The 24,294-nt window shown below is 39.2% G+C and carries 21 protein-coding genes; 12 read left to right on the top strand and 9 right to left on the bottom strand.

Annotated features, from left to right (window positions below):
* Positions 1-200: 200 nt before the first annotated feature.
* From HDC90_RS22415 to HDC90_RS22395, 5 genes are all read right to left on the bottom strand, one after another.
* On the bottom strand, positions 201-3,929 hold the full coding sequence (locus tag HDC90_RS22415; RefSeq protein WP_184470420.1) for a tetratricopeptide repeat protein: 3,729 nt from the start codon (positions 3,927-3,929) through the stop codon (positions 201-203).
* A gap of 339 nt (positions 3,930-4,268) precedes the next feature.
* The gene (locus HDC90_RS22410) at positions 4,269-5,354 is read right to left on the bottom strand and encodes a Gfo/Idh/MocA family protein (protein ID WP_184470418.1); all 1,086 of its coding nucleotides are present in this window, start codon (positions 5,352-5,354) and stop codon (positions 4,269-4,271) included.
* 8 nt (positions 5,355-5,362) lie between these two features.
* Positions 5,363-6,817: a Gfo/Idh/MocA family protein gene (locus tag HDC90_RS22405; protein WP_184470416.1), complete on the bottom strand. Its 1,455-nt coding sequence runs from the start codon at positions 6,815-6,817 to the stop codon at positions 5,363-5,365.
* A 30-nt stretch (positions 6,818-6,847) separates the two neighbouring features.
* A complete protein-coding gene (locus tag HDC90_RS22400) occupies positions 6,848-10,321 on the bottom strand; it encodes a family 16 glycoside hydrolase (protein WP_184470414.1) in 3,474 nt (1,157 codons plus the stop codon).
* Positions 10,322-10,344: 23 nt separating this feature from the next.
* Positions 10,345-11,631, bottom strand: coding sequence for a Gfo/Idh/MocA family oxidoreductase (locus HDC90_RS22395; RefSeq protein WP_184470412.1), 1,287 nt, complete (start codon positions 11,629-11,631; stop codon positions 10,345-10,347).
* 224 nt (positions 11,632-11,855) lie between these two features.
* On the opposite strand from HDC90_RS22395, the gene HDC90_RS22390 reads away from it, so the two are divergent.
* From HDC90_RS22390 to HDC90_RS22370, 5 genes are all read left to right on the top strand, one after another.
* The gene (locus HDC90_RS22390; protein WP_184470410.1) at positions 11,856-13,109 is read left to right on the top strand and encodes an ROK family protein; all 1,254 of its coding nucleotides are present in this window, start codon (positions 11,856-11,858) and stop codon (positions 13,107-13,109) included.
* Positions 13,110-13,257: 148 nt separating this feature from the next.
* The gene (locus tag HDC90_RS22385) at positions 13,258-13,992 is read left to right on the top strand and encodes an alpha/beta fold hydrolase (protein WP_184470408.1); all 735 of its coding nucleotides are present in this window, start codon (positions 13,258-13,260) and stop codon (positions 13,990-13,992) included.
* A 39-nt stretch (positions 13,993-14,031) separates the two neighbouring features.
* Positions 14,032-14,283, top strand: coding sequence for a MafI family immunity protein (locus tag HDC90_RS22380; RefSeq protein ID WP_184470406.1), 252 nt, complete (start codon positions 14,032-14,034; stop codon positions 14,281-14,283).
* A gap of 89 nt (positions 14,284-14,372) precedes the next feature.
* Entirely contained in the window at positions 14,373-15,056 is a 684-nt protein-coding gene (locus tag HDC90_RS22375; protein WP_184470403.1) for a GNAT family N-acetyltransferase, read from the top strand.
* An 84-nt stretch (positions 15,057-15,140) separates the two neighbouring features.
* Positions 15,141-15,365, top strand: coding sequence for a CDGSH iron-sulfur domain-containing protein (locus HDC90_RS22370; RefSeq protein WP_086548824.1), 225 nt, complete (start codon positions 15,141-15,143; stop codon positions 15,363-15,365).
* A gap of 355 nt (positions 15,366-15,720) precedes the next feature.
* Here HDC90_RS22370 and HDC90_RS22365 read toward each other — a convergent pair whose 3' ends face one another.
* Both HDC90_RS22365 and HDC90_RS22360 read right to left on the bottom strand, forming a co-directional pair.
* Positions 15,721-16,524, bottom strand: coding sequence for an AraC family transcriptional regulator (locus HDC90_RS22365; protein WP_184470401.1), 804 nt, complete (start codon positions 16,522-16,524; stop codon positions 15,721-15,723).
* An 81-nt stretch (positions 16,525-16,605) separates the two neighbouring features.
* A complete protein-coding gene (locus tag HDC90_RS22360) occupies positions 16,606-17,484 on the bottom strand; it encodes an oxidoreductase (RefSeq protein ID WP_184470399.1) in 879 nt (292 codons plus the stop codon).
* Between the two features lie 148 nt (positions 17,485-17,632).
* Here HDC90_RS22360 and HDC90_RS22355 point away from each other — a divergent pair, with 148 nt between their 5' ends.
* The 7 genes from HDC90_RS22355 (at position 17,633) to HDC90_RS22325 (ending at position 22,349) form a co-directional block, all read left to right on the top strand.
* Positions 17,633-17,803 (top strand): hypothetical protein, encoded by a 171-nt coding sequence (locus tag HDC90_RS22355; RefSeq protein WP_184470397.1) that lies wholly within the window; start codon positions 17,633-17,635, stop codon positions 17,801-17,803.
* Between the two features lie 106 nt (positions 17,804-17,909).
* The gene (locus HDC90_RS22350) at positions 17,910-18,308 is read left to right on the top strand and encodes a helix-turn-helix domain-containing protein (RefSeq protein WP_184470395.1); all 399 of its coding nucleotides are present in this window, start codon (positions 17,910-17,912) and stop codon (positions 18,306-18,308) included.
* A gap of 96 nt (positions 18,309-18,404) precedes the next feature.
* A complete protein-coding gene (locus HDC90_RS25390) occupies positions 18,405-18,872 on the top strand; it encodes a hypothetical protein (protein WP_221451932.1) in 468 nt (155 codons plus the stop codon).
* Between the two features lie 360 nt (positions 18,873-19,232).
* Positions 19,233-19,535, top strand: coding sequence for a helix-turn-helix transcriptional regulator (locus HDC90_RS22340; protein WP_184470393.1), 303 nt, complete (start codon positions 19,233-19,235; stop codon positions 19,533-19,535).
* 11 nt (positions 19,536-19,546) lie between these two features.
* Entirely contained in the window at positions 19,547-20,647 is a 1,101-nt protein-coding gene (locus HDC90_RS22335; RefSeq protein WP_184470392.1) for an NADH:flavin oxidoreductase, read from the top strand.
* A 523-nt stretch (positions 20,648-21,170) separates the two neighbouring features.
* On the top strand, positions 21,171-22,061 hold the full coding sequence (locus HDC90_RS22330) for a pirin family protein (RefSeq protein ID WP_184470390.1): 891 nt from the start codon (positions 21,171-21,173) through the stop codon (positions 22,059-22,061).
* 6 nt (positions 22,062-22,067) lie between these two features.
* A complete protein-coding gene (locus tag HDC90_RS22325; RefSeq protein ID WP_184470388.1) occupies positions 22,068-22,349 on the top strand; it encodes a GNAT family N-acetyltransferase in 282 nt (93 codons plus the stop codon).
* 6 nt (positions 22,350-22,355) lie between these two features.
* Here the strand turns inward: HDC90_RS22325 and HDC90_RS22320 are convergent, their stop codons facing one another.
* Positions 22,356-23,540, bottom strand: a complete 1,185-nt coding sequence (locus tag HDC90_RS22320; RefSeq protein ID WP_184470386.1) for a hypothetical protein — start codon at positions 23,538-23,540, stop codon at positions 22,356-22,358.
* Complete coding sequence (locus tag HDC90_RS22315; protein ID WP_221451931.1) at positions 23,537-24,178, bottom strand: RNA polymerase sigma factor; 642 nt, start codon at positions 24,176-24,178, stop codon at positions 23,537-23,539. The genes HDC90_RS22320 and HDC90_RS22315 overlap by 4 nt, the downstream gene beginning before the upstream one ends.
* Between the last annotated feature and the right edge of the window lie 116 nt (positions 24,179-24,294).

The following is a 24,294-nucleotide window of genomic DNA, read 5'->3' as shown; positions in this document are numbered from 1 at the left end:
CCTCAAGAGGTGTAAGGGATATTAAATTCTTCTTATTCAGATTGTCGAAAATATATGCTTAAAAAAACATCCCCCCCAACTTTTCCGCTTGATCCGTTATATCATAAATATAGATTGCCATGTTGAGTCCAATCTGTACTGCGCTCAACATGGTAACATCTAAAATCCACTTTGTAACACAATCTCTTTTAATTTATCGTTTATTTCATTGCCAATTGCTGATCGTCAGCCTCGGCCATTTCTTTATAAAAAGCCTTAAACTGATCGATCTTATCTAAAGGAACATAATCTTTCTTTAATGCAAAACTTCGCTTTAAAACGAGTTTATTCCCTTGCTGTACGCTTTCTAGTTTAAAATCGACAAAATCATTACTTAATTGAACGGCTTTAAAAGGTTGGACCATCGCTTTTCCGGTTGGAAGTTCTAATGATAATTCTTGATTAGACTCGTCAACACCAAATAACTGGGTAAGATCAATACCAAATTTCCTTGGTGAAACCACCTGTAAGGCTGTTGCATAAGATTTGTTTGACCATGGAATAGAGAATATCGACATGCCCGCTACACTTTTGCTTACGTTAAGCAATTTATATGAACAGGCTGTCCCAACAGTATCTGAAGTAGATTTTGAGGTATTGAGGTTGGTAAAGCTAAGGTTATAGATTTCGTTTTCGGGATAGACACCGGTTAGTTCCTCTTTCATTTTCTTAATTTGATCTGCACTACTCAAATCGTTAAAAACACTTCTGATATAACTAGACATTGATCCGGTATTCCAATTGGTTTCTTTAACCGCCATATCAGCATTTTCCAGCTTCACCTCGGTTTTATAACCCATCATATTTTTTCCTCTTATACCGGGATTAAACTTGGTTAGCGCTGTACTTGTTTTATTAATTTCAAGGATATTTGATCCCAAGAAAGTATTGCTGAAAGTATTAAAAGGCAATGTTCTGGAAGTAAGCTCTACCCAGTAATCTTTCCCTCCTATTGTAGATTTGGCAATACAGTGATTAAATTCGATGCTCGGTAACAATAGTGTGTTTTGTCCTCGGTCTCTGGTATTTGCCAAAGCCAGCGATGCTGTAATTCCAGCTTCTTTGCACATACTTACAAAAAGCGTAGATACATCTTTACAATCACCAATTCTTGTATTAACAACTGTTGCTGGATTTTGAGGAATAATACCACTCTGCCTGAACGATACGGAGCTGTATGCGATATTGGTAACGATGTAATTATAAATCATTTTGATTTTGCTTAAATCATCTAAATTACTTTTACCCGCAAACAGATCGTTTACTACTGTTTTTATTTCATAACTGCTCCGTGCTTTAGCCGATGCAATATTGTCATACCAATCTGCAATAAACTTCCAGTCGGGAATAGATGATAAATAAAGTATATTGGTTACATCATCCATCGGAGGCATTTTATCCTCATACCTTAAGGCTTCCTGGTTATTCTTTTCCCATATGTACAGATCAAATTCATCCTTAGCTGTTTTAACCGGAGCAATATCCTGTTGTGAAAAAACATATTTGAATGCTTTATCGCGGTGGATTAGCAATGAATATTTAATATTAAGATTATCCAGACCATCGCTAAAATAGAAAGAATCCCAGAAGTGGGTAGACATTGCTCCAACATGGAAATTTTCGATTTTATATCGGATATTAATCACATCGCCAATTTCGAGGTTGGTAAATACCAACTCGTTGTTATTGGTTTCGGCTGGAACCTTTGTTCCATTGGTTTTTATTACCTCAGCTATTTCGACAGCATAATTCTGATCACTGTTATATGGAATGGCGTATTCCTTAAAGCTTTCCAGCCCTTTTTGAGTTAGTATTTTTGCTGTAAAAAAGTGCTTCTCTTCCGATCCGCCATTTTCATAAACAACTTTTTGTACTTCATTATTTAAAACCACAACCTGTCCATCTGGATATTCTGTTTTAGATGGCGCCTTACTAGCCATTGCTTTAACATCGGGTTTTTCGAAATAATCAAATACCGCTTTTTTATCCTGAAGTGTTCTTAACAACTGGATAACGGTGTAATTATTAGGGTCGATCTGTAAGCTCTTTTCGTATGCCTTAACACTTTTCTCCTTCTGCTTATTTGCATTGTACAATGTACCTAACTGAGAATATACAAATGCATTGTTAGGATCGATTTCGAGTACTTTCAAATATAATTTTTCTGCCTCATCGTATTGTTGCAACTGATAGTAAATACCTGCAAGGTCGGTGTAGATGGAAAATCCGATCGGATCGTTCGCTAATTCTTTTTTGTAAATATCAATACCGGCATCGGTTTCTCCTTTATCCAAATGTAGTTTGGCTACATATTTAGCCGCCTTATAATCGTTATTCTCATCAATATATTTTTGCAAAATATCAATCGCTTTAGGGTTTTTCCTAATTTGCACTTCGATCAGGTATTTTAGATTAACAATATCTGCTGAACTTAAATATTGAGGATAAATTTTCTCAACTAAGGCTATAATTTCAGGCTGTTTTTTCTCTTGTCCGAGTATATTTAGTTTTTTCATCAACACCGACTCATCCTCGCCATAATTTTTTTCCAGTTTAGCTAGAACCTCCTTTGCACGCACATAATCATTCTGTTGAAAATGCTCCGTATATACAAGCTCCAGGGCTAGCGAACATTCTGGGTCGTGTGTTTTAATTTCTTCCCTGAGGGTCTCGATACCGGTTCTATTATCGGCTTTAGCAAACAGTTCTATCATCATCAGGTTGAGATAGGTACTCTCAGGAAATCGCTTTTTAAGTTTCTCCAGGATCAACCTCGCATCAAACACATTCCCTAAGCGCAAATAAAGCTTGGCCATCATTAACTGATTTAAATAGCTCTGTGGTTTTGCTTTCAGGGCATCTTCGAAATATTTGAATCCAACTGGTTTTAGCTGAGCTGGAGCAGGGTTTGTTTCTTTTGAATATGCCTGCGGTGTGCTCGTAGTAGAAAGGTTGTTTAAAGGCGCTCCATTGGTATCTGTTAACCGCAGCATAAAATTCGATCGGCCAGCATAACTCTCTCCTATCTGCACCAAAACACGGTTGTAGCCCTGGTTTAATTTCACTGGAACAATGTATGCATCAAGGTCGTTGTTTCTTTCTTCAGACTCGCTGATTAAAAGCTGATCGTTTACCCAAACCTTTACCGATCCGGATACGCCTATCCTTAACTGTGCTGTCGTACTTGCAGGTGCATTAACAAATGTTTGGGCAAACTGCAATGCATTTTCGTAAGTGTTGTAGTAAGTAAAATCGAACCATTTATCATGCCTTACATAAGGTACTGTTCTCCAGCTAAATTTTCGGTTCTTTTTACCTGTAAAAACATAATTAAGTTCTGGATGCGCTAAAATATCATCGTACTGCTTATCGAAACCACTGGTAGAAATGTTTTCATATTCGCCGGTGATTAACCAATTTTCGATTTCACCAATCTTATTGAAATACTGATCAGCTTCCGTATTTTGCTTTTTCTCTTCGAAATGAGAACCCAACGATGCGTAAGCTAACGCATTAATGGTGCCATCAACATCTTTTCTCGCTGCCAATTTCTTATAAAACTCCAACTGGTCGGCTGTTTTTATCCTCGAAGCATTATTGGGCAAATCGCTCCAAAGCGCAATTAGATATGGTTGTGGATTTTTAGAGGTACTGGATAGTTTATTTAAGTAGTTAAAACCTTCTTTGGCCGGGCGGTCCATTTCTGTCATCATAGAAAGCGCAACATTTGCTTCATCTGAAAACGCAGGTTTAAGCGCTGCTTTGGTAAAAAAATCGCGTGCTGCTGTACGGTTGTTTTTGAAAAAATATTCCCAACCTGGGTTCAAATTTGTTTGTGCCTGTATAGACGAAGAAACAAGAATTGAGAGAATTAATAGTTTAAATTTCATTCTGTAATTATAGAAAAAAAACAAATCTGAATCAAAGCAATTTAGATTAAAAATAAGTAGAAATGTCCTAACTAAAAGTTCGATTTAACCTGTATTATAATATTTTACCCCTTAGGTTATCATACAGACAAAACAGAAAGTGAAAGCCGTTTTGCATCATTATCGTGCATGGTTCTGATTTTTCATTAAGACTAATGAAGTTCTTCCATAACACAATCCCATTTCTTACTTCATGAGTCAATGATACAAAAAACCAGGCTTTTTTGACTCAAGCATCATATGATAGATGCTGAAACAAGTTCAGCAGGACGGTCGGGGAAACAGAAATGACGAGAAAGACTACGTTAACCGGATCATTTCACCGGTTTTTACCGATTCATCGCAGGCAAAAGCAATCCTTAAACTGTTTATGGCATCTTCTGTAGCATCGGTTAAATTGATATCTTCTATAATCGCTTTTAAGAAATAACGTTGTTCGCGGTTGCACAGTTCCTGATGATCGGGTTCATCCGTAAGGTCTACCCATTCATCGACTTTACTGAACTCGTCGTGAGCATCTAAATTGGCATGATGTATTTTAATTGATTCGGTTTTGGTATGCGCATCAATATTATCAGAGTTTCCGGCTGCACCAGCTTTTTTTGCCATGATAGATACTGATCCCTTCGGACCAAAAACATCTTTAATAAAAAAAGCATTATCGCTTACCATTGGGCCCCAACCCGCTTCATACCAACCTATGGAGCCATCTTCGAAACGGATTTGCAGCTGTCCGTAGTTGTAATTCCATTCAGGGATATCATCAGTAAGCCTTGCACCAATGGCACTCACTTGTACAGGTTTTGAACGCGTCATTTGGCACATGATATCGATATAGTGCACCGCACAATCTACAATAGGGCTTAAACTTTTCATCAGGTTACGATGCACGGTCCATTTGGGGCCGTGACTCTGTTGATTCAGGTTCATGCGCATTACGAGGGGCTTTCCCATTTCTCGGGCAATTGCTGTAAATTTCTCCCATGAGGGATGATAGCGAAGGATATAACCCACCAATAATTTTTTGTTCGCTTTTTTAGCCGCTTCTGCTACCTTTATTGCGCCCTCTACACTATCGGCCAGTGGTTTTTCGATAAACACATGGCAACCACTCTCGAAAGATTTTATAGCATAAGCTTCGTGGGTATCAGGATAGGTAGAAATACAAACGGCATCTGGCCTCGTTACGGCAAGCGCCTCGTAAAAATCAGTATACAAATCGTATTGCTCCCCTAATTTTTCGTTAAGGGTTTCTTTACTTTTCCCTATCGAAACCAATCCGCATATCTCAAAACCTGGTAAAGTGTGATAAGCCGTGGCATGGGAAGCACCCATATTACCGCAGCCTACAACTAATACCCTTAAATTCTTATTTTCTGTCGACATATTAAACCTTAAACACCCAAACTCCAACCTTTGCGGTATTCGCGTTTCACAAATTGATTTACTTCGTCAAAATTAGTCACCTTCATATTCACTTTATCCCAAAGCATTTTGATATCTCTGCCCGGATAACTGATTTTACCTGCAGTATCTCTGCGCTGCACATCTGTACCTCTAATAGCCAGATTGGCAATCAATAAAGTTTCGGTAAGTGGCCCGGCAATTTCAAATGGCGAACTCAGTGCTATTTTTCCGTAACCAGCAATGGCCGCTTCGGCAAACTGAGTATAATGGCCTTCTTCCTGATTAACGATACGCGGAATTGTGATTTTTGTGCTATCTGATTCGTTGCGCGACAGAGGCAATAACTTTGGATTTTTGCCATAAGTTTCGCAGATCATTTTGCCTTTTGTGCCGATAAAAAGCACACCATTATCGCCAAAGCTTTCATTAGGTCCCAATTCTTCAGGGCGTTCCGGTTTAATACCTCCATCCATCCAATGCACCTGAACCTCATGTTTGGTTTTTGCCGTTTTGGCAAAGGTTAAAATTACATGGCTTGATGGCGGACAGCTTTCTGGTAAATAAGCACGTTTAAATTCATCAACATATACACTTCCTACGCTACATTCTACGCTGATGGGGGTATCCAGACCTAACACCCTAAAAGGAGGTTCTACTAAATGGCAACCCATATCGCCAATGGCTCCGGTGCCGTAATCCCACCATCCCCTCCAGTTAAAAGGAACCAGTTTGTTTACATATTCTTTGTATGGAGCACTACCTAACCACAAATCCCAATCGAGTTCTTTTGGTATTTCGGCTTTTCCGGTTGGCCACGAAATTCCTTGTGGCCATACTGGTCGGTTGGTCCAACAGTAAACGGTATGAACTTTACCGATCCGGCCTGCATCGTACCATTCCTGAAGTCTTCTTACGCCATCGCCCGAAGCCCCCTGATTACCCATTTGCGTAACTACTTTATAGCGGTTTGCAGCTTCGGTTAACATCCTGGCTTCGTAAATATCATGCGTTAAAGGCTTTTGCACATATACGTGTTTGCCTAACTGCATAGCAGCCATGGCAATTTGCGCGTGGGTATGATCGGGCGTAGATACCGTTACGGCATCAATATTTTTGCCTTCTTTATCAAGCAACTCGCGATAATCTTTGTAATATTTTGCCTTCGGGAAGTTTTTTAAGGAATTTGCAGCTCTTCTATCGTCAACATCGCATAAAAAAGCAACATCTGTTTTACCTCCCTTAACAATACTGGCAATATCGCTTTCTCCTTTTCCACCTGCACCTATTCCAGCCAATTGTAAGCGATCGCTTGGCGCCAAAAAACCTGGCCCACCCAACACATGGCGGGGCACAATCATAAATCCGGCAGCGGCAAGTGCTGTTGTTTTAATAAAGTTTCTTCTCGAATTTTCGGTTTTCGAATTTGCCTTATCCTCTATCATTATTTAAGGTATTTAATACTAAATTTAACTTTATTTCTTTTTAGCGACAGCTTTTATGTCAGTTTCTTTCTGGCCTGACTCTCTCTTACTCAAATCTTTAATCCTGATGTTACGGAATTGAACTGGAGAACCATGACCTAAGAAGCCAATATGTCCACTTTCGCGTAATAAACCAGGGTGTTCTTTATGATCTGGCGTTCCGTTTTTCTTAAATGGTTCGATATCACCATCTAAAATTACCGTGCCGTTTAAGATTACTTTAATCTTCGATCCTTTGGCAATAACTTCTTCATAGTTCCACTCACCTGTAGGTTTTAAAAACCCTCTTTTGGCAGGAATAGTACCATAAACAGAACCATGGTACTGGTACGCTTTCAGGTCCTTATAAATCGGCGCATCATTATCCAGTATCTGCAGTTCCATACCCACGTAGGCGGCATCACCTTCTAAGGGAGCCCTGATCCCTAAGCCATTATTTGCGCCTGGGGTTAACTGAAATTCGAAACGATAAACGAAATCGGCGAATTCTTCTTTAGTAAATAAGTTTCCACCAGATCCTTTACCTGGTTTTGGCCTGATAGCGATGTTTCCGTCTTCGATAACATAATCGGTGGTATTACCTGTCCAGCTATGCATATTGGTTCCATCAAATAATACTTTGTATCCTTCTTTTTTCTCTTGCACACTTAGCTCAAAGGGTTTTGGGCGAGGAATTCCTTTAATATAGATATCGCGGTAAGCTACCGGCGATCCATGCGCCTGCAATTCGATCTGCTCTTCTGCAAAGATTGGCAAACTTCTGTCCCAATAATTTTCTAAGATTACGTTATCAGTAACCAATTGTCCGTTCAGATAAACGGTAACTCGGTCGCCTTTCATGATGATCCTGAATGTATTCCACTCATCTAATTTATTATCGGCTACTTTAAGCGGCTTACTTTCGTTTGTTTGATTGTTGTACAAACCACCAGAACCTACCTGAGCACCAACTTTTGTGCGGGCAAGATCCCAGATCTGTACCTGCGGTGTACCTCGAAGGTAAATGCCCGCATCACCTTCTCCTTTTTTATCATCGATAATTTTCCAGTCTACCAGCATTTCAAAATCACCATATTTTTTAACGGTAGCCAGGTTATTGCCATGACTCTGAAACTGTAGTTCGCCGTCAATTACTTTCCAGCTTTCTTTCACTTCGGCATCAGCTTTTGCTTGTGCTTCTGCCAAAGTTTTTTCATCCATTTTTGATCTTTTGATCGGATCGGCCACAAGCCCTTTCCAACCAGCTAAATCTTTACCGTTAAACACTTGTACAAAGCCCTCTCCTGCTTTCATTTCAGAAATATATTTACGCATACCTTCTTTCTGATAACCGGCATTGCCTCCGGTAATTACCGCAATAGTTTTATTTAACAAGCCTTTTACAATGTCGCCATTATAAGTTCCCGCCATGGTAATATTCATTACCGCGTTTGCCGCAGCCTGTTGTAAAGTAGTATTGTCTAAATACTGACCTGCAAATACGATCGCGTTAAAACATTTAGCTTGTTCAGTATCCTTAAGAATCTGTTGTTGCTGTGCCGGGCTTTTAGCGACTGCCATTGCATTGCGCAACAGTAGTAAACGTTGCTCTGCCGGATATTTTGTATTTCTCACGATAGTCAAGTAACCCACAATCGCCTGGTCCAAAAAGTCTGGATTAGTCGTGCTGCGTGCAATACCGATCAATGCATCGGTCGAGCCCGAATCTGACCACGAAGAGAGTGCTTCGATTACAGCTTTTTTGGTTACATCATCGCCTGTAGCATAAGCTTCTGATACCGATTTTAACGATTGCTGCCCACCTAAGCTACCCAGCACCTTATAAAACAGCACTTTTTTATCAGCAGGTGTATTATTCATTTGCTGAAGAATAGCATTGGTTTGCACTTCTTTATCTGCTGATCCTTTTACCGAGGCAATAATGGCATCTTGTACAGCACTTAGTTCTGCGGCATCGGTGGTTTTATTTAAAAGATCGAATAGCTGTGCTTTATTTTCGGCTACTGCAACATCTTTTAAAGAAAGAAATGCTGCTTTTCTCACTTCAGGTTTTTTACTGTTTAATGCAGCATAAATTACTTCAGTTTGGCTTGTTGCTGCACGGGCGGCTAAAATATTAATCAAAGCAACCTGAACTTCTGGTTTAGCTTTTGGGATATAAGCGCCAACTTTAGTGGCTACACTTTCTCCTTTTATTCTTAAAATACCATTAGCAATGCTAGCAATATCTGCAGCATCTCCTTTATCCATTAACTTCAACAGGTCGTCTATAACCTCTTCCTGACCTAGTTTTACGGCTGTATTAATTGCCGTCAGTTTTACCTGTTGATCGTCACTTTTAATTAGTTTAAGTACGGCCGGCAAGGCAGATTTTGCTTTGCTATTGCCCAACATGTCTAAAATAGAAACCTGAGTTGGGGCATCCACCTTTTTTAACTGGCTTACCCAGGCTGCACTGTTGGCATCATTTACACCATCAGCAGCGAATTTAACCGCAGCCGCGCGAAATTCAAACTGTTTATCGGTCATAGCAGCTAACAAGGCCTGTTGATCGGTTTGTGTTGCCGAAAGTAATTTTAAGGCTGCAATACGTTCGTTTACCTGATCATCAGCCGTTGCTTTTTCTAATATTGTTTTTGCTATTGTCTCTACACCGGTTTTATCTGTTGCAATATTTTTCTGTGCATACACCAATAAAGCGGCAACAGCATTGGTTTGGTCGTATTTATAACCTGCCTGTTCAGCAGCTTTTACCAAAATTTCTTTGGCAGATGCATCGCCAATATTGGCTAAGGCATACAAACTTACCTTGGTTAATGCTTTATCTGCTCCGGTAGCCAAGGGCGCAATGGTTGTTGCTGCTCCCTTAGCATTAATATGGCCCAATGCTTCTACAATGGCAATTTTTGCTTTGCCATTTGCTTTACTCAGGCCATTAACCAATGCATTTGTAGCAGAGGTTGTGCCAATTTTGGCCAACGCCCTCGATGCTTCGTCTGCCAGTTGTTCATCAGTAAGGTAATCTGTTAAACAAGATACTGCGCCATCATTTCCTACTAAATCGAACTGACTGATGATAAATGCTTTGTTCTGTTTATCCGATACTTTAGCCAATGCTTTGCAATAGGCGCTAATGGCCATATTCCTTAAGTTTTGTTGACCACTTTTGGTGGCATATGCAGTAAAGCCACCTACCGCATACTCAATAAGGGCGTTGTCTCCTTTTTCAGCAGCGGTTAAACCAGTAATTAAGGTTACATAACCTTCTTCACCTAAATCGGCAACTTCTTTCATATTGCGCGCTAGCTGGGCAGCATCTCGGGCAGGTAATTGTGCCAACAGGTCGGCAATACGCGTGGTAGTAGTTCGCTCGTCTTTTTTATCTTGGGCCAGGGCCATTACCGTAAATAATGTCTGGGAAAGCATTATAATGGTTAACAGCACCAATAATATTTTTTTGTTCATGATGGTTTGTATTTTGGAATGTTTTAAATAGAAAATGGTGCACGCATTACTGGATTAATTAATCTGTTAGCCGCCTCATCATCTACAAATTCTTGCTTAACCGGGTCGAATTTTAATGATCTTCCCAATCTTAAGGCAGCCAGACCAATATTTACAATGTTGCACGAACGGTGTCCGTTCTCTTCATTTAAAGCGAATTTTTTCCTCGTCCTCACCGATTCCGAAAATTCTACAATCTCCGGATCGGGATCAGGGAATTGCGCCAGTTTACGTTCCAGATCAGGAATATCAGATTTAAAACCCGGATACAATTTACCTTTTGGCCCTTCTATATAAGGTACATTGGTATCTTTACCTTCACCATCCAAAATAATCTGGCAGCCATCGGCATAAGTGTAGGTAATCCTGCGCCAAATGCCTACAGCATCGGGATGTTGTTGTGGTGCATCAACCTCTACAGAAATGGGGTTGGTATCATCCTTACCTAGAAAATATTGTATTGGGTCGATATAATGTTGCCCCATATCACTTAATCCACCGCCATCGTAATCCCAGTAACCCCTAAAAGTTTGGTGAACACGGTGCGCATTGTAAGGTTTATATGGCGCAGGGCCTAACCATGCATTATAATCTAATTCTGGTGGTACTGGTTGAGGCGTTAAATGATCTTTACCCACCCAGTAAAATTTCCAGTCGTAGCCGGTATGTTTACTTACGGTTACCTTTAAAGGCCAACCTAACATACCGCTATCAACCAATTTTTTAATCGGTTTTACAGTTGTACCCATTCCATAGAAAGTATCTTTAAACCTAAACCAGGTATTTAACCTAAACATTCTACCATGCTGCTTTACTGCCTCTACTACTCTTTTTCCTTCGCCTATGGTATGGGTCATTGGTTTTTCGCACCAAATATCTTTTCCTGCATTTGCAGCATCTACGGCCATTATACCATGCCAGTGTGGTGGGGTAGCAATGTGTACAATATCTACTTCAGGTAATTGTATAAGTTCTCTATAATCACTAAATGTTTTTACACCTTTATCCAGCATTGTAGCAGCTTGTTTAAGGTGGTTCTGATCAACATCACATATGGCTACTACCTGAGTGCCCTCGTAGCCAAAATGACCTCTGCCCATTCCCCCAACACCTATTACCGCTTTAGTTAATTTATCGCTCGGCGCAAGATACCCTTGTCCGCCCAATACATACCTTGGGACAATGGTAAATGCCGCCAGGCCAATTGCCGATTTTTTGATAAAATCACGTCTGGTGTTCTGTTCCTTTTGTGGTTCTTCTTTAGTTTCCATCTGTTTATTGCTGTTATAAAAAACTTGTAGATAGTTTGGTTCCAAAGGCATTAGGATGCCGGAAAGCCGGATTATAGATCTGGTTAGATTAAAATTATAAGGTTAATGTTAATAAGAAATTATTATAAAGACAAAACATCGTTGATTTCTTTACGTATTAAAAAAACTTTAATAAATTTTTAGCATAAGTTGGCTATATTTATCTAAATAGTGCAATTAACAACATGAATCTTAATCTATTAAATAAACTAATCTTGCACAACAACGATAAGCAATCGATTCAAAAACACAGGCTCATTAAGTATCTTTTTAATTTAGGCCCATCTTCAGTGTCTACTTTATGCGAGATCATGGAAATGAGTACGCCTAGTATCCTGAAACTACTGATTGGCTTGATTGATGAAGGCTGGATAGAAAAGAAGGGATATGGTTTATCTATTGGTGGGCGAAAACCCGATCTTTATCGTTTAAAAGATAAGAAGATCCTGATTCTCTGTATCGACATTGAATTATTCCATACTAAAATAGCTATTATTGATAACAACTATAATTTTGTCTTAGATGTTAAAACGATTTCGGTGCCTATATCAAAAAGCCGGACTGATTTCTTCAATATCCTACATGCACACCTTCAGGACATCTTAAAATCGGCAGGCATTAGGGCTAAGGAGTTTATTGGCTGCAGTGTTGGCATGCCAGGCTTAATTGACGCGAAAAAAGGAGAAAATTATAGTTATTTCCTAAGCGATGGCGAAAACATTCCTTTAAGCACTGCATTTGAAAAAATGCTAAATATGCCTGTAGTAATCCAAAATGATGTGAATGGCTCATCAATGGCAGAATTCACCCACGGAATAGCAAAGGGCAAAAAGAATGTACTTGTATTGTTAATGGATTGGGGCGTGGGCTTAGGCATCATAATGGACGGAAAACTAAGGCAAGGCACCTGTGGTTTCTCTGGCGAATTGGGACATATACCTTTTGTGGAGAATGGTGCACTCTGTTACTGCGGAAAACACGGCTGCCTCGAAACCATAGCATCAGGGAATGCCTTATCAGAAATGGCAAAAGAAGGCATTTTATCGGGCAAAAACTCGATGCTTAATAAACTTTCTAACGAAGAACTCGAAAGAATTGAACCCGCTTTGATTATTCAAGCAGCAAATAAAGGTGATCAATATGCCATTCAGCTGCTCTCTAATGTTGGTACTTATATGGGCAAAGGAATAGCCGTTCTGATCCAACTATTTAATCCCGAACTGATTATTTTAAGTGGCAAAATTGCAGGAGCCAAACAATATATCACATTACCCATGCAACAGGCAATAAATACTTATTGTATGACCCAGATTAGAGAAAAAACAACGATAGTTTCTTCCGAGCTGGGCGAAAACTCCAGGTTATTGGGATATGCAGCAGCTGGCATTGATCAATTTTTAGAAGCTTACACCAAAAAAGTAAAAAAACTTAAAAAGTAATATTTCAAATGGCTCAAACCACCCTAAATTTGTCTGTTATCAACACCTTATTATCCACTGGCTTATTTAGATTTGTATAGCAATTTTTTAAACCAAAACTGATGGAAGCATATAAAAAAGCAGATATGAAAAGGTAAATGGTATTAACATGTACTATGAAATTTACGGTGAGGGAGAAATTCCGCTGGTATTGATACATGGTGGCGGCTCAACCATACAATCAACCTTTGGCAGGTTAATTCCTTTTTTGGCTCAAAAAACTAAAATAGTTGCAGTAGAACTTCAAGCACATGGGCGTACCAGCGACCGTGACGGGGCCGAATCTTTTGAACAGGATGCAAAGGATGTAAGCGCTTTATTAAATCAGCTAAAAATAACAAAAGCCAATTTTCTGGGCTTCAGTAACGGTGGAACAACAACTTTACATATAGCAGCTCACCATCCGGCTGTAGTAAATAAAATCATTGTTATTTCGGCCAATTATCGACGCGAAGGCTTAATTGACGGCTTTTATAATGGCTTTGGAGATGCAACCATCGACCATATGCCGGAGCCACTGAAAACAGCTTTTTTAGCAGTAAACCCAGATCAAAATGCACTACAGACGATGTTCGAAAAAGACAAACAGCGCATGCTCGATTTTACCGACCTAAGCGATGATGATCTGAAAGGAATTACCTCCGATACACTTTTAATGGTGGCTGACAAGGATGTGATCAGGCCCGAACATGTAGTTAAAATGTCGAGATTGATTACAAATGCGCAACTGGTTATTTTGCCTGGTGTGCACGGCGCTATGATCGGCGAGAATCTTAATCCGGATGTAAGCGACAAAACAATTGAAATTACCGCACATCTGGTAGAAACTTTTTTAAATAATTAGTGTCTTAAGCTAATCTGCATAAAAATTAACTGTAGGTATATGAAAAAGAAATTAGCGGCATTAATTGAGGGGGCTAAAATTCTGGGTTTACCTCAGCGTGATCTAGACAGTGCAAATGATTTTTTAATTAACCATGAATATGGCCTCTGTTACGACACAGTTATAACACAGTTGTATGAGTATGATATAGAAATTGACAATAAGATATATAGTCTAATTTCGAAAATCGCGAAAGACCTCAGCCTTTCCGAAGATGATTATTTGTTTATGAAAGATTTAGTTCGAGTATAGACTGAATTTTCTAAGAAACTATGAGGCAAGATTTAACTCCTTTAGATAAAATTACCTCCCCCTGATTTAGCATTTGATATCTTTGCCGGATGGAACACGTATTGGATAATCCAATTTATTATGCCTTAACATCCGGACATAGCCATATTGCAAAAGGCCTTGATGAGGTAAAATATTATCATGAAGATATCACTGCATTTGCAGGCTTAAAAGATAATTCGCAGGAAAATCTGAACATCCTTCATCAGATCAGCCCGGCAGAGAGCCTTTTCGTATTTTTCTCAAAAACACCTGTTGACATACCTGAGAAATGGAAATTGTTAACCCAGATCAACATGTTTCAATTTATTTTTCGGGGCAAAGAAATACCAACTGCAGGTGCAACAGGAATAACAGATCTTGATCTGGAACATGTTACAGAAATGATCGACCTGGTAGAGCTGACCAAGCCAGGGCCTTTTTTAGCCAAAACCATCGAACTCAGCAATTACACGGGTATATTTGTTGATGGCAAATTGGCCGCCATGGCCGGACACCGATTTCATCCCAGCCCTTATCGTGAAGTAAGTGCGGTTTGTACCCATCCCGATCATTTAGGCAAGGGTTATGCTTTTAAGATTTTACAAGAGCAGATTAAGCGGATATTGCTCCGTTCGGAAATACCTTTTTTACATGTTAGAAATGATAATGAAGGCGCGATTAAACTCTATCAAAAACTGGGTTTCGAGATCAGAACAGATATGATTGCTTACGTGATTAAAAAAGAAGCTTAAGTATACAAGAGAATGTTTCTAAATAGAAGACTGATCGAAAATTCCGGTTTATATGCCTTAGTTTTGTACTAAACTAACACATACATGTCTAAAACAAAACTTACCATTAACAACAACGGCTCTGTTAAAATTGAGGGCGATTTCGAAATTGTAGATAGAAACGGAAATACTTATGGCTTACAAGGTAGAGAAGTACTTTCGATCTGCCGTTGCGGCTTATCTAAAAACAAGCCTTTTTGCGATGGCGCACACAACGGCCATTTCGAACATGAAGCAATCGCATTTGATCTTCCTCCAAAAAAGGTTTAGTAACGAGGTTATATCATAAATTATAGATATGTCATTCCTGAGGGTTAATTTATTGTATAAAAATCAATATAAGTGACATAAGGGTTTTTATCGTATTGTAAGCCGCGAGGAATCGTCATTGCGAGAAGGCTTTTTCAGCCGACGAAGCAATCTTACAACGATCGCTACTAACGTGTGCATTGAGATTGCTTAGTGCCTCGCAATGACGACCTTCTTAAGAAATCTGTCATTGATAGCTTGTCGAAGGACCTTTTAAATTACTCCTTAAGGTGTTTCGACAAGATCAACATGACAAAAGCTGCTCAGAAATTGCCTTTATGATACAATCTTTTTAGTATTTTGGAAACAGCATAAATTACCCCCCTATCTTTGATGGCGCCATGCCATAAGCTTTTTTAAACGCAAAAGAAAAGTGTGATAAATCTTTGAAACCCACTTCGAGGTACACATCTGATGATTTCCAGCCTTTTTCGGTTAAGAGATAATAGGCATCATTCAAGCGCTTTTTCTGTAGCCAACGGTTGGGCGAAAGGTTAAAAATTTTCTCAAAATCCCTTTTAAATGTGGCTAAGCTTCTTCCCGTTAAATAAGCAAAACGGTTAATATCTACATTGAATTTGTAATTGGCATTCATGTAAGCTTCCAGATCTATTTTTCCAGGTTCCGAAAAATCGAAAAGTACATCTTTTAGTACCGGGTTGGTCTGCAATAAAATCATTACCGCTTCTTTAACCTTTAAATCGATCAAAGCCTGATTAAACCCGTTGTTTCCATTCAAATATGGCCATAACGAATCGATATAATTTTTCAAAAGACTGTTGGCTTCTAACGCCAGACCTTTAATATCGTGATTGGGCTTTTGCATGTGCAGATCATATTCGTTGCTAATGTTATGCAGAATATCCTGGTCGATGTTAATGCTAACCGACTTAAACTCTCCTCCTGCTGGCGGGTATTTGGTATACCGGGCCAATTGATTCCGCCTGAAAAAACGAAAATCGCCGTCTGAAAACACGAATTTCTTTCCGCCAATAAAAATTTCAGAAGTTCCGGCAATAACCAGTCCTACAGAATGATTGGGAATAAACTGTTCGCCCTCACTACTTTTCTGGGCATAACACGAATACAGGATATTGGGTCGTTTCTGTTGGCTTGACATCTTGATCAAATTTATAAAATTATGTTTAAAGGCGGTCATTCCCATGCACACGGGGATCTTGATGGGAATGACGTACCGAAATTATTTTGAGGTAAAAGATTTACCCAGATCAGTTACCAGGAAATTCTCTGCCTCTTCATGATCCGTTGATAAACTTACCGACATCCATTTTTCCATTTCGGCTGTTCTGGCTCTATCAGCTTGTTGTAGCAAACCGAAAGCCTCGCTTCCCAATACCAAATGAGTGGGTGGTTCAGGGCTTTCTACCAGATCCAACATCACCTTTGCTGCCTTTTTTGGATCGCCCATCGCTACAAAATTTCCGCTTCTGAAAAAATCGCTCCTTTGCCCAACTGTTTTTTCATAACCTTCTATTTCAGGCGCATACGACATCGAATCGCCTGCCCAATCGGTACGAAAACCACCGGGCTCTATACTGGTCACATAAATACCTAAATCGGCTACTTCTTTAGCTAAAGCTTCTGCAAAACCACTCAGGCCAAATTTAGCAGCTTGATACATGCTTAGCCCGGCGTTCCCTACACGCCCCCCAACTGAGCTGATTTGAAGAATTCTACCCGAACGTTCTTTGCGCATAAATGGCAGTACAGCCCTTGTGATTTCGATCGGTGCGTATAAATTTGTTTCCAACTGGCTGCGCACCTGCTCTTCGGTAAAAGCCTCAGCAGCACCAATAATACCAAAACCAGCATTGTTAACCAAAACGTCTACCCTGCCAAAATGGGCTACAGCCGATTCTACTGCCAAATACACCTGATCGTAATCGGTAACATCTAAAGTGATCGGAAAAATCTGATCGGGGTATTTTTCTACAAGATCATTTAAAGCTGCTGTATTTCTTGCTGTTGCCGCAACTAAATCGCCTTTTGCCAATACTTGTGCTGTTAGGTCACGTCCCAATCCACGAGAGCTACCTGTTATAAACCATACTTTTTTCATTTTTCTAAATTTTATAGAATCAAAGGTAGGCCGATCATCAAGGTAAAGTTTTGCTTCAAGGCTCAATTTACTTTGTTAAAAAGCTCAATTGCTTTATCAGAACTTTTAATCACAATCTGCTGTTAATTAATTCAGTAAATAATTAGTTATGGCGAAAGAAAAGAAAAAAGGGAAAAAGAAAAAGAATAAGCTGGGTGTTAAAAACTCGTTAGTAAACAATATTAATGCCCGAAAGAAGAAAAAAAAATCGAGATCGAAGAAGAAATCGACAATCAGTAAAAAGGCTTATAAAAAAATGCAGAAAGGATGGAAAAAGTAACCGCTTATTTTATACAATAGTCAAACCCAGGTGTTTTTACTATCCAAAAGATACTAATATCCCAAAGGATAGTGCTATCCTTTATGAAACCTTATACCTTTGTATTATGGGACCAAGAAAAGAACACCGTAATCTAGAAACCTGTAGAGCAAGTTTAAATGCAGTAAAGGATGCGCTCTATGTGTTAAATGGTAAGTGGAAGCTTCCGTTGATTATTTCCTTGCAAGAAGGACCACTGCGTTTTAATGAGATCCAAAAATCACTTGGAGAAATTACGCCCAAAATATTATCGAAAGAACTTAAAGATTTAGAATTAAATGAATTTGTGGTCAGGAGAGTATTTTCTACCACTCCAGTTACTATAACTTACGAGCTTACCCCTTATAGTGAATCGCTTGAAAAAGTAATTGACGAACTAAGAGATTGGGGATTAAAACATCGCGAACGCCTGGTTAAAAACAGAAGAAGTGAATTGGCTGAAGCAGAAATGGCTACCCCAATTTAGGCCACCAAATTTGATCTGCTAGATTATCCATTTTGCCAAAAAAAGCAAAAAACTGATAATGACAAAATTCGGCTATCTTTGTACAAAATAAAATCGATGGCGGTATTACATAAAAAAGAAGAAAAAATTCAGGCAGTGCTGGGCAGGTTGCCTAAAAAATATACAGACGAACAATTTGTAGAGATGTTTATCAGACTTTACTCTAAAGATTGGGGCAAAATTAAATCGGCTTATATTAAACAATCCCAGGATAAAGAACCTGGAACCATCATCAATATGCCTAAACCAGAGGTATATTTACGACAGATCCTGGCAAACTACCTGCAACAAAATCATAACACAGCAGTAGAGGTTAAAGAAGAAGCTATTATTGAAGCACCGGTTACCGAAATTAAAGCTGCGAAGACCCCTGCAAAGAAGAAAGAAGCTATGGCTGAAACAGCACCTGCCGAGGTAAAAAAGCCGAAAGCACCTGTTAAGAAGAAAGTTGAAGCAATTGAAGAAACTCCAGTAGTTGAAAAGAAAGCAAAAGCAGCAGTAAAAAAGCCGGCAGCAAAAAAATAAAAAAATATTTTACATCAAATATAATAAATCACCTTTTTGGTTGTTTATATATATGAGAGCGTTAATTTAGATGACGGGGATAGGTCGGTATGATTTATCCCCGTTCTTTTTTGGCTTTTTCCCCTTTTTATTTTCTCTGTCATTCTGCCTCTCACAAGTCGTCATTTCGAGCGGAGGGCAACGCAGTAGAGAAATCTGTCTTTATAGATTTCTCCATAGGATCTGTCAATGGTAGCGAAGCGAAGAATCTTTAGCTTTAGTGCGTACCGCAATCCGCTTTTCATCAATGGATTTTACATCCAATTGTAAATTTTATCCTTTTAATTGGAATATCGGGAAAAGTCGATATACATTTGTGCCATGGATCAAGTAGAAATATTCAAGGCCCTTTCGAACAAAACGCGTTTACAGATTTTAAGCTGGTTAAAAGAGCCAAAGCTACATTTTCCGGAACAGCCAAATCCCGACTTTGAAAATGTGGGTGTTTGCGTTGGGCAAATCCAACTTAAAAGTGGCTTATCACAAAGTACCATTTCCGAATACCTGTCTATTTTACAGCGTGCCGATTTAATCAGTTCCACACGCCTGGGCCAATGGACTTATTACAAACGCAATAAAGAAGGCTTAGAAAAATTAAGCGAAATCATCAATACCGAATTATAATTTAGAAACATATGAACACAGATAGTTTATTTAGGCCTTTTAGCCTTAAAACATTAAATATCAAAAATAGAATAGTAATGGCGCCTATGACGCGTTCCTTTTCTCCTGATGGTGTACCAACGGCCGAGGTTGCAGCGTATTATGCAAGAAGAGCAGCTGGAGAAGTGGGTTTAATTTTATCAGAAGGAACGGTAATTAACCGTCCATCTTCTTCTGCAGATCCCAACATCCCTCATTTTTACGGTGCCGAAGCTTTGGCAGGCTGGGAGAACGTGATTAAAAGTGTACACCAGGCAGGCGGGCAAATGGGACCGCAAATCTGGCACCAGGGTATTCATGCAAATCATGCTTCTGGTTGGTTACCCAGCGCACCATTTGAAGGCCCCTCATCTTTTAACAGTCCGGGGTTTGAAAACGGCGTACCCATGACAGATGCCGCCATTGCTGATACCATAGCTGCTTTTGGCCAAGCCGCCGCAGATGCTAAAGCGCTGGGTTTCGATACTGTTGAAATACATGGTGCACATCAATACCTAATTGATCAGTTTTTTTGGGATGCTACCAATAACCGTACAGATATTTATGGTGGCAAAACGCTGGCAGAGCGTACCCGTTTCGGCGTTGAGGTAATTAAAGAGGTGCGTAAAAGGGTTGGTGAAGATTTTGCCTTAATTATCCGCTTATCACAATTCAAACCTGCTGCTTATGATTTCAAATTGGCTAAAAACGAGCAGGAAATGGAACAATGGCTAACACCATTGGCCGAAGCCGGAATTGATATTTTCCATTGTTCGCAGCGCCGTTTCTGGGAACCTGAATTTGAAGGTTCTGACTTAAATTTTGCAGGATGGGCTAAAAAAGTAACAGGAAAAGCTACAATCTCAGTAGGTTCTGTTGGTTTAGATGGCGATTTCTTTGGTGCTTTCGCAGGCCAAAGTTCACAGCCTAGCTCGCTAGATGAACTGGTACGCAGAATGGACCGGGGCGACTTCGATTTAGTAGCAGTTGGGCGTCCGCTTTTAGCAGATCCGAACTGGGTAGAAAAAATTAAACATAACCGCACGGAAGAATTGAAAGGCTTTAGTAAAGAAGCTTTAATGCAATTGGTATAATTTCCTTCATTTTTCTTTTTAAGTTTAGAAAGGCATCTCGAAAGGGATGCTTTTTTAATAAGTAGGTTTTTGTCATCTCCTAAAATGTAACGAAATGGAGAGTTCTACCAGCGATGTCAGGTGTCATCATAGTATTGAATTTAGAAATAATTTCTCTCCTACTGAAGTACAGCACTTTTCTTGATGATTAGAAAACCAGTACCTGTAATACTTCGGCTGCTCTAGCCCCGCCCATTGCTTAGTCCAACTGAAAAAGTCGGGATAACGCTGTCGGTTGGGTTTATTTAACCTTTAAAAGTAGCACTTCTGCGGCCACCTAAACCCGATCAAAGCGGGATGCCAATTTCCTTCAAATTGGCAGAAGCGGGAGCGGGACTGCTGTTAGCTAAAAGCTTCTGCAACTGCTTTCCAAAAAATTTGAGCCCAAAATTTGGTCGCCTTGAAGCTCAGAATGGCAATGCTATATTTATCATATAATCCCAGCCTTTTTCCTTAAATTCACCACATTAAAATTGATTATCCCATGTCGAACATTAAACTTATTATCGAAGAAAGACCAGCAAATATTGGTAATTTTATGGTTGGCCGGTTGCTGCCTTTCAGAGAGAAACGAATGGTTGGCCCTTTTTCTTTTATTGACCATATGGGGCCTGTTGCAATGAATGATCATGAAAACCTCGATGTTCCACCCCATCCACATATCGGCTTATCTACTTTAACCTTTTTGTTCGAGGGCGAAGTTGCACATAAAGACAGTTTAGGATCAGATATTGTGATTAAACCAGGGCAGGTAAACTGGATGACCTCGGGCAGTGGCATTGTACACTCAGAAAGAACCCCTGAATACCTTCGCCATACCGATAAAATGCTCCATGGCTTACAGATTTGGGTAGCTTTACCTAAAGATTTAGAACAAATGGAACCTGAGTTTTGCCACGTAGAAGGGGCAGACATTCCAAGCTGGACCCAAGATGGCGTTAATTTTAAATTAATAGCGGGAGAAGCTTTTGGTTATAAATCTCCAGTTCCGGTGTATAGCCCCTTATATTTCTTAGAGTTAAAAAGTACGAAGCAGCAAAAGGTGAGCATTGGCGATTACCTATTTGGCGAAAGTGCACTTTATATTTTAGATGGTGCAATTGAAAGTGAAGGGAATGTTTTTGAACCTCGTTTAATTTTAATTGCTAACGATGCCAAATTGTGCGAATTTACCATGCACGAAAATACCACAGTTTACATTTTTGGCGGAGAGCCCTTTCCTGAAGAACGTTTTATTTACTGGAACTTTGTTGCATCAGATAGAGAATTAATTGAAAAAGCTAAAATCAAGTGGTTGGAACAAAGTTTTAAACCCGTTCCTGGGGAAACCGATTTCGTGCCATTACCAGATCAAAATCCACACATTAAGAAATAAGCCCTAATGGAAATACAACAGGTTAACAGTGAAAAGAAAGGGCAGTTCGAAGCTCTAGATAAGGGCATACAAGCAGGCGTTTTGGCATATGTTTGGGCTGGCCCCGGTAAATTCATTATTGATCATACTGAAGTAAATCAAGATTTTGCTGGCAAAGGCGTAGGAAAAAAATTAGTAATGGCCGCTGTAAATTATGCCAGAGAAAACAAGATAAAAATCCTCCCCCTTTGTCCGTTTGCAAAAAGTGTTTTCGATAAAACACCAGAAATTCAAGACGTATTATTTTAATCTTATTTAATTCTTTTTGCCAAATAAATTCATATTTACCGAAACGGCCACGCCTGTTGATGACAGCCTAGCATTTCCATAACCTATATCGGTTAATGGAATTTTCATAAAAGGCTTAGCGCTGATGCTTAAATTATTATTTATTTTGTGTTGAAACTCTACACCAACGTTGGCTATACCTAAATAGTGCTGGTTCTGGTTTCTCACTTCGTAATTTTGAGGGCCTTGATAAGCGCCATTATAAGAATAGCTGTATTTCTCTTTTAACATTAAATAACTGGATAGGCCTATACTTACCGAAATAGAATTTCTACGTCCGTCAAAAACCTTATAGTTCACATTGATTGGAATATCGATTACATCGCAATTGGCATGAATATTTGATGGTGTAACATTGAAAACATAAGTGCTATTCGGCTTGTATAAACTAAAATCGGAATCGTAAATTTTCTTTGCATAAGCAGCTCCAGTGGTAATACTTATTCTTTTTGTAACCGCATAAGTAGCTTCTACCCCAAAACTACCGCTTAAACTACTTGTGCCCGATTTTTGCACACTTGTTAAATCAGGCGCGGCCAAAATACTTAGTACAAAGCGCGATTTTTTCTTCAAAACCAATGCTTTAATTTGTTCAGGTTTTCCTACCGCAATAGTGGTCGTTAAATCTTGATCTTTAAATGTTACAAGATCTGTTTTTGAGTTTAGCTCAGGTTTGTAGCCCACATTGGCCAATATATTGCTCTTAACATCGGTGGTGCCAGCTACTTTTTGAATGGTTTTGTGACCATACCCAATTGCATGCTCTTGCTTATTTGTATCGGCTATACTTTTTGCATTTAAAACCAATGGGCTTAAATCTCCGTTTCCTGTTGAATCGTTTTGTTTAGTAGGTACTTCGGTTAAGTTATCTGTATTATTTTCCGGTTTATTACTGTTTTGTTTTCTTTGATCTTTTTTGATTACGGCCTTGACTTCCTTTTCGTTATCTGATGGTTTAGCCAATAAAAATACCACCAGTAACATGGCGGCTATCCCAGCTACAGCAGTTAACCAAATTAGTGGTACTATCCTCCTTTTTGGTGTTGGATGCAATCTCTCCTCCAGATTATCCCAATCTAAATCATTAAAAGGAAGATCAGGATTTTCCAATCCATCCTTAAATAATTTATCTATATCTTTTCCCTCTTTCATTGCATATTTGTGTTTAACCTTACCTCTAAAAGGTTCCTGTCTACAGCCGAATTCCTTACCTGGTAAGTTTTTAACGCTGTATCTTTTAACATTTCCTGTAACTTTTGCCTTGCCTTAAACAGGTTCGATTTTGATGTACCAACCGATATGCCAAGCATTTCAGCAATTTCTTCATGCGTATATCCATCAATGGCAAACAGATTAAAAACGGTACGGTAGCCCGCGCTCAACTTTTGCACCAATGCCAATAAATCGTGGTAAGCCAATTTATCATACACAGAGCTTACCTGCGCAATATTTTCATGATCCAAGATATCTACGTGATCAGCAAATTTTAGATTAGCACGATAATAGTCGATCGCTGTATTGGTTATTATACGTCCAAGCCAAGGCAAAAAAGCTTTTGTAGGCTCATATTTATCAATATTCTTAAAAGCTTTAAAAAAGCCGTCGTTCAGTATTCCCGCAGCATCCAACCGATCGTTTGCATAACGCAAACAAATACCCATAGCAAAACTGTAGAAATGTTGGTATAGTGCTTTCTGACTATCTCTTTCATTTCTAATGCAGCCCTGAATATACTTTTGTATAACAATATCTTCTCTGTCGCGGTTAGCGGTCACAAACTCTCCTTTCAAAATATATTACGGTAAGAAATTACGAAAGGTTGCCTAATAAAATATTTTTTTGGTAATTATTTATTTTGTCCATTTCGGTTAAAAATCTCATTCCTGCAAGCAACCATTTACAACTT

This window comes from Pedobacter sp. AK013 (genome assembly GCF_014205835.1).
Classification (GTDB): Bacteria; Bacteroidota; Bacteroidia; order Sphingobacteriales; family Sphingobacteriaceae; genus Pedobacter.
The sequence above is the reverse complement of the archived record's forward strand: the minus strand, read 5'-3'. Positions and strand labels throughout refer to the sequence as shown.

Bases quoted from the DNA above. Each gene is read 5' to 3' on its own strand.
- HDC90_RS22400 (WP_184470414.1), bottom strand. From the start codon at position 10,321: ATGAACAAAAAAATATTATTGGTGCTGTTAACCATTATAATGCTTTCC.
- HDC90_RS22330 (WP_184470390.1), top strand. From the start codon at position 21,171: ATGTCGAACATTAAACTTATTATCGAAGAAAGACCAGCAAATATTGGT.
- HDC90_RS22385 (WP_184470408.1), top strand. From the start codon at position 13,258: ATGTACTATGAAATTTACGGTGAGGGAGAAATTCCGCTGGTATTGATA.
- HDC90_RS22375 (WP_184470403.1), top strand. From the start codon at position 14,373: ATGGAACACGTATTGGATAATCCAATTTATTATGCCTTAACATCCGGA.
- HDC90_RS22410 (WP_184470418.1), bottom strand. From the start codon at position 5,354: ATGTCGACAGAAAATAAGAATTTAAGGGTATTAGTTGTAGGCTGCGGT.
- HDC90_RS22340 (WP_184470393.1), top strand. From the start codon at position 19,233: ATGGATCAAGTAGAAATATTCAAGGCCCTTTCGAACAAAACGCGTTTA.
- HDC90_RS22335 (WP_184470392.1), top strand. From the start codon at position 19,547: ATGAACACAGATAGTTTATTTAGGCCTTTTAGCCTTAAAACATTAAAT.
- HDC90_RS22380 (WP_184470406.1), top strand. From the start codon at position 14,032: ATGAAAAAGAAATTAGCGGCATTAATTGAGGGGGCTAAAATTCTGGGT.
- HDC90_RS22350 (WP_184470395.1), top strand. From the start codon at position 17,910: ATGGGACCAAGAAAAGAACACCGTAATCTAGAAACCTGTAGAGCAAGT.
- HDC90_RS22415 (WP_184470420.1), bottom strand. From the start codon at position 3,929: ATGAAATTTAAACTATTAATTCTCTCAATTCTTGTTTCTTCGTCTATA.
- HDC90_RS22365 (WP_184470401.1), bottom strand. From the start codon at position 16,524: ATGTCAAGCCAACAGAAACGACCCAATATCCTGTATTCGTGTTATGCC.
- HDC90_RS22360 (WP_184470399.1), bottom strand. From the start codon at position 17,484: ATGAAAAAAGTATGGTTTATAACAGGTAGCTCTCGTGGATTGGGACGT.
- HDC90_RS22320 (WP_184470386.1), bottom strand. From the start codon at position 23,540: ATGAAAGAGGGAAAAGATATAGATAAATTATTTAAGGATGGATTGGAA.
- HDC90_RS25390 (WP_221451932.1), top strand. From the start codon at position 18,405: ATGGCGGTATTACATAAAAAAGAAGAAAAAATTCAGGCAGTGCTGGGC.
- HDC90_RS22325 (WP_184470388.1), top strand. From the start codon at position 22,068: ATGGAAATACAACAGGTTAACAGTGAAAAGAAAGGGCAGTTCGAAGCT.
- HDC90_RS22390 (WP_184470410.1), top strand. From the start codon at position 11,856: ATGAATCTTAATCTATTAAATAAACTAATCTTGCACAACAACGATAAG.
- HDC90_RS22355 (WP_184470397.1), top strand. From the start codon at position 17,633: ATGGCGAAAGAAAAGAAAAAAGGGAAAAAGAAAAAGAATAAGCTGGGT.
- HDC90_RS22370 (WP_086548824.1), top strand. From the start codon at position 15,141: ATGTCTAAAACAAAACTTACCATTAACAACAACGGCTCTGTTAAAATT.
- HDC90_RS22395 (WP_184470412.1), bottom strand. From the start codon at position 11,631: ATGGAAACTAAAGAAGAACCACAAAAGGAACAGAACACCAGACGTGAT.
- HDC90_RS22405 (WP_184470416.1), bottom strand. From the start codon at position 6,817: ATGATAGAGGATAAGGCAAATTCGAAAACCGAAAATTCGAGAAGAAAC.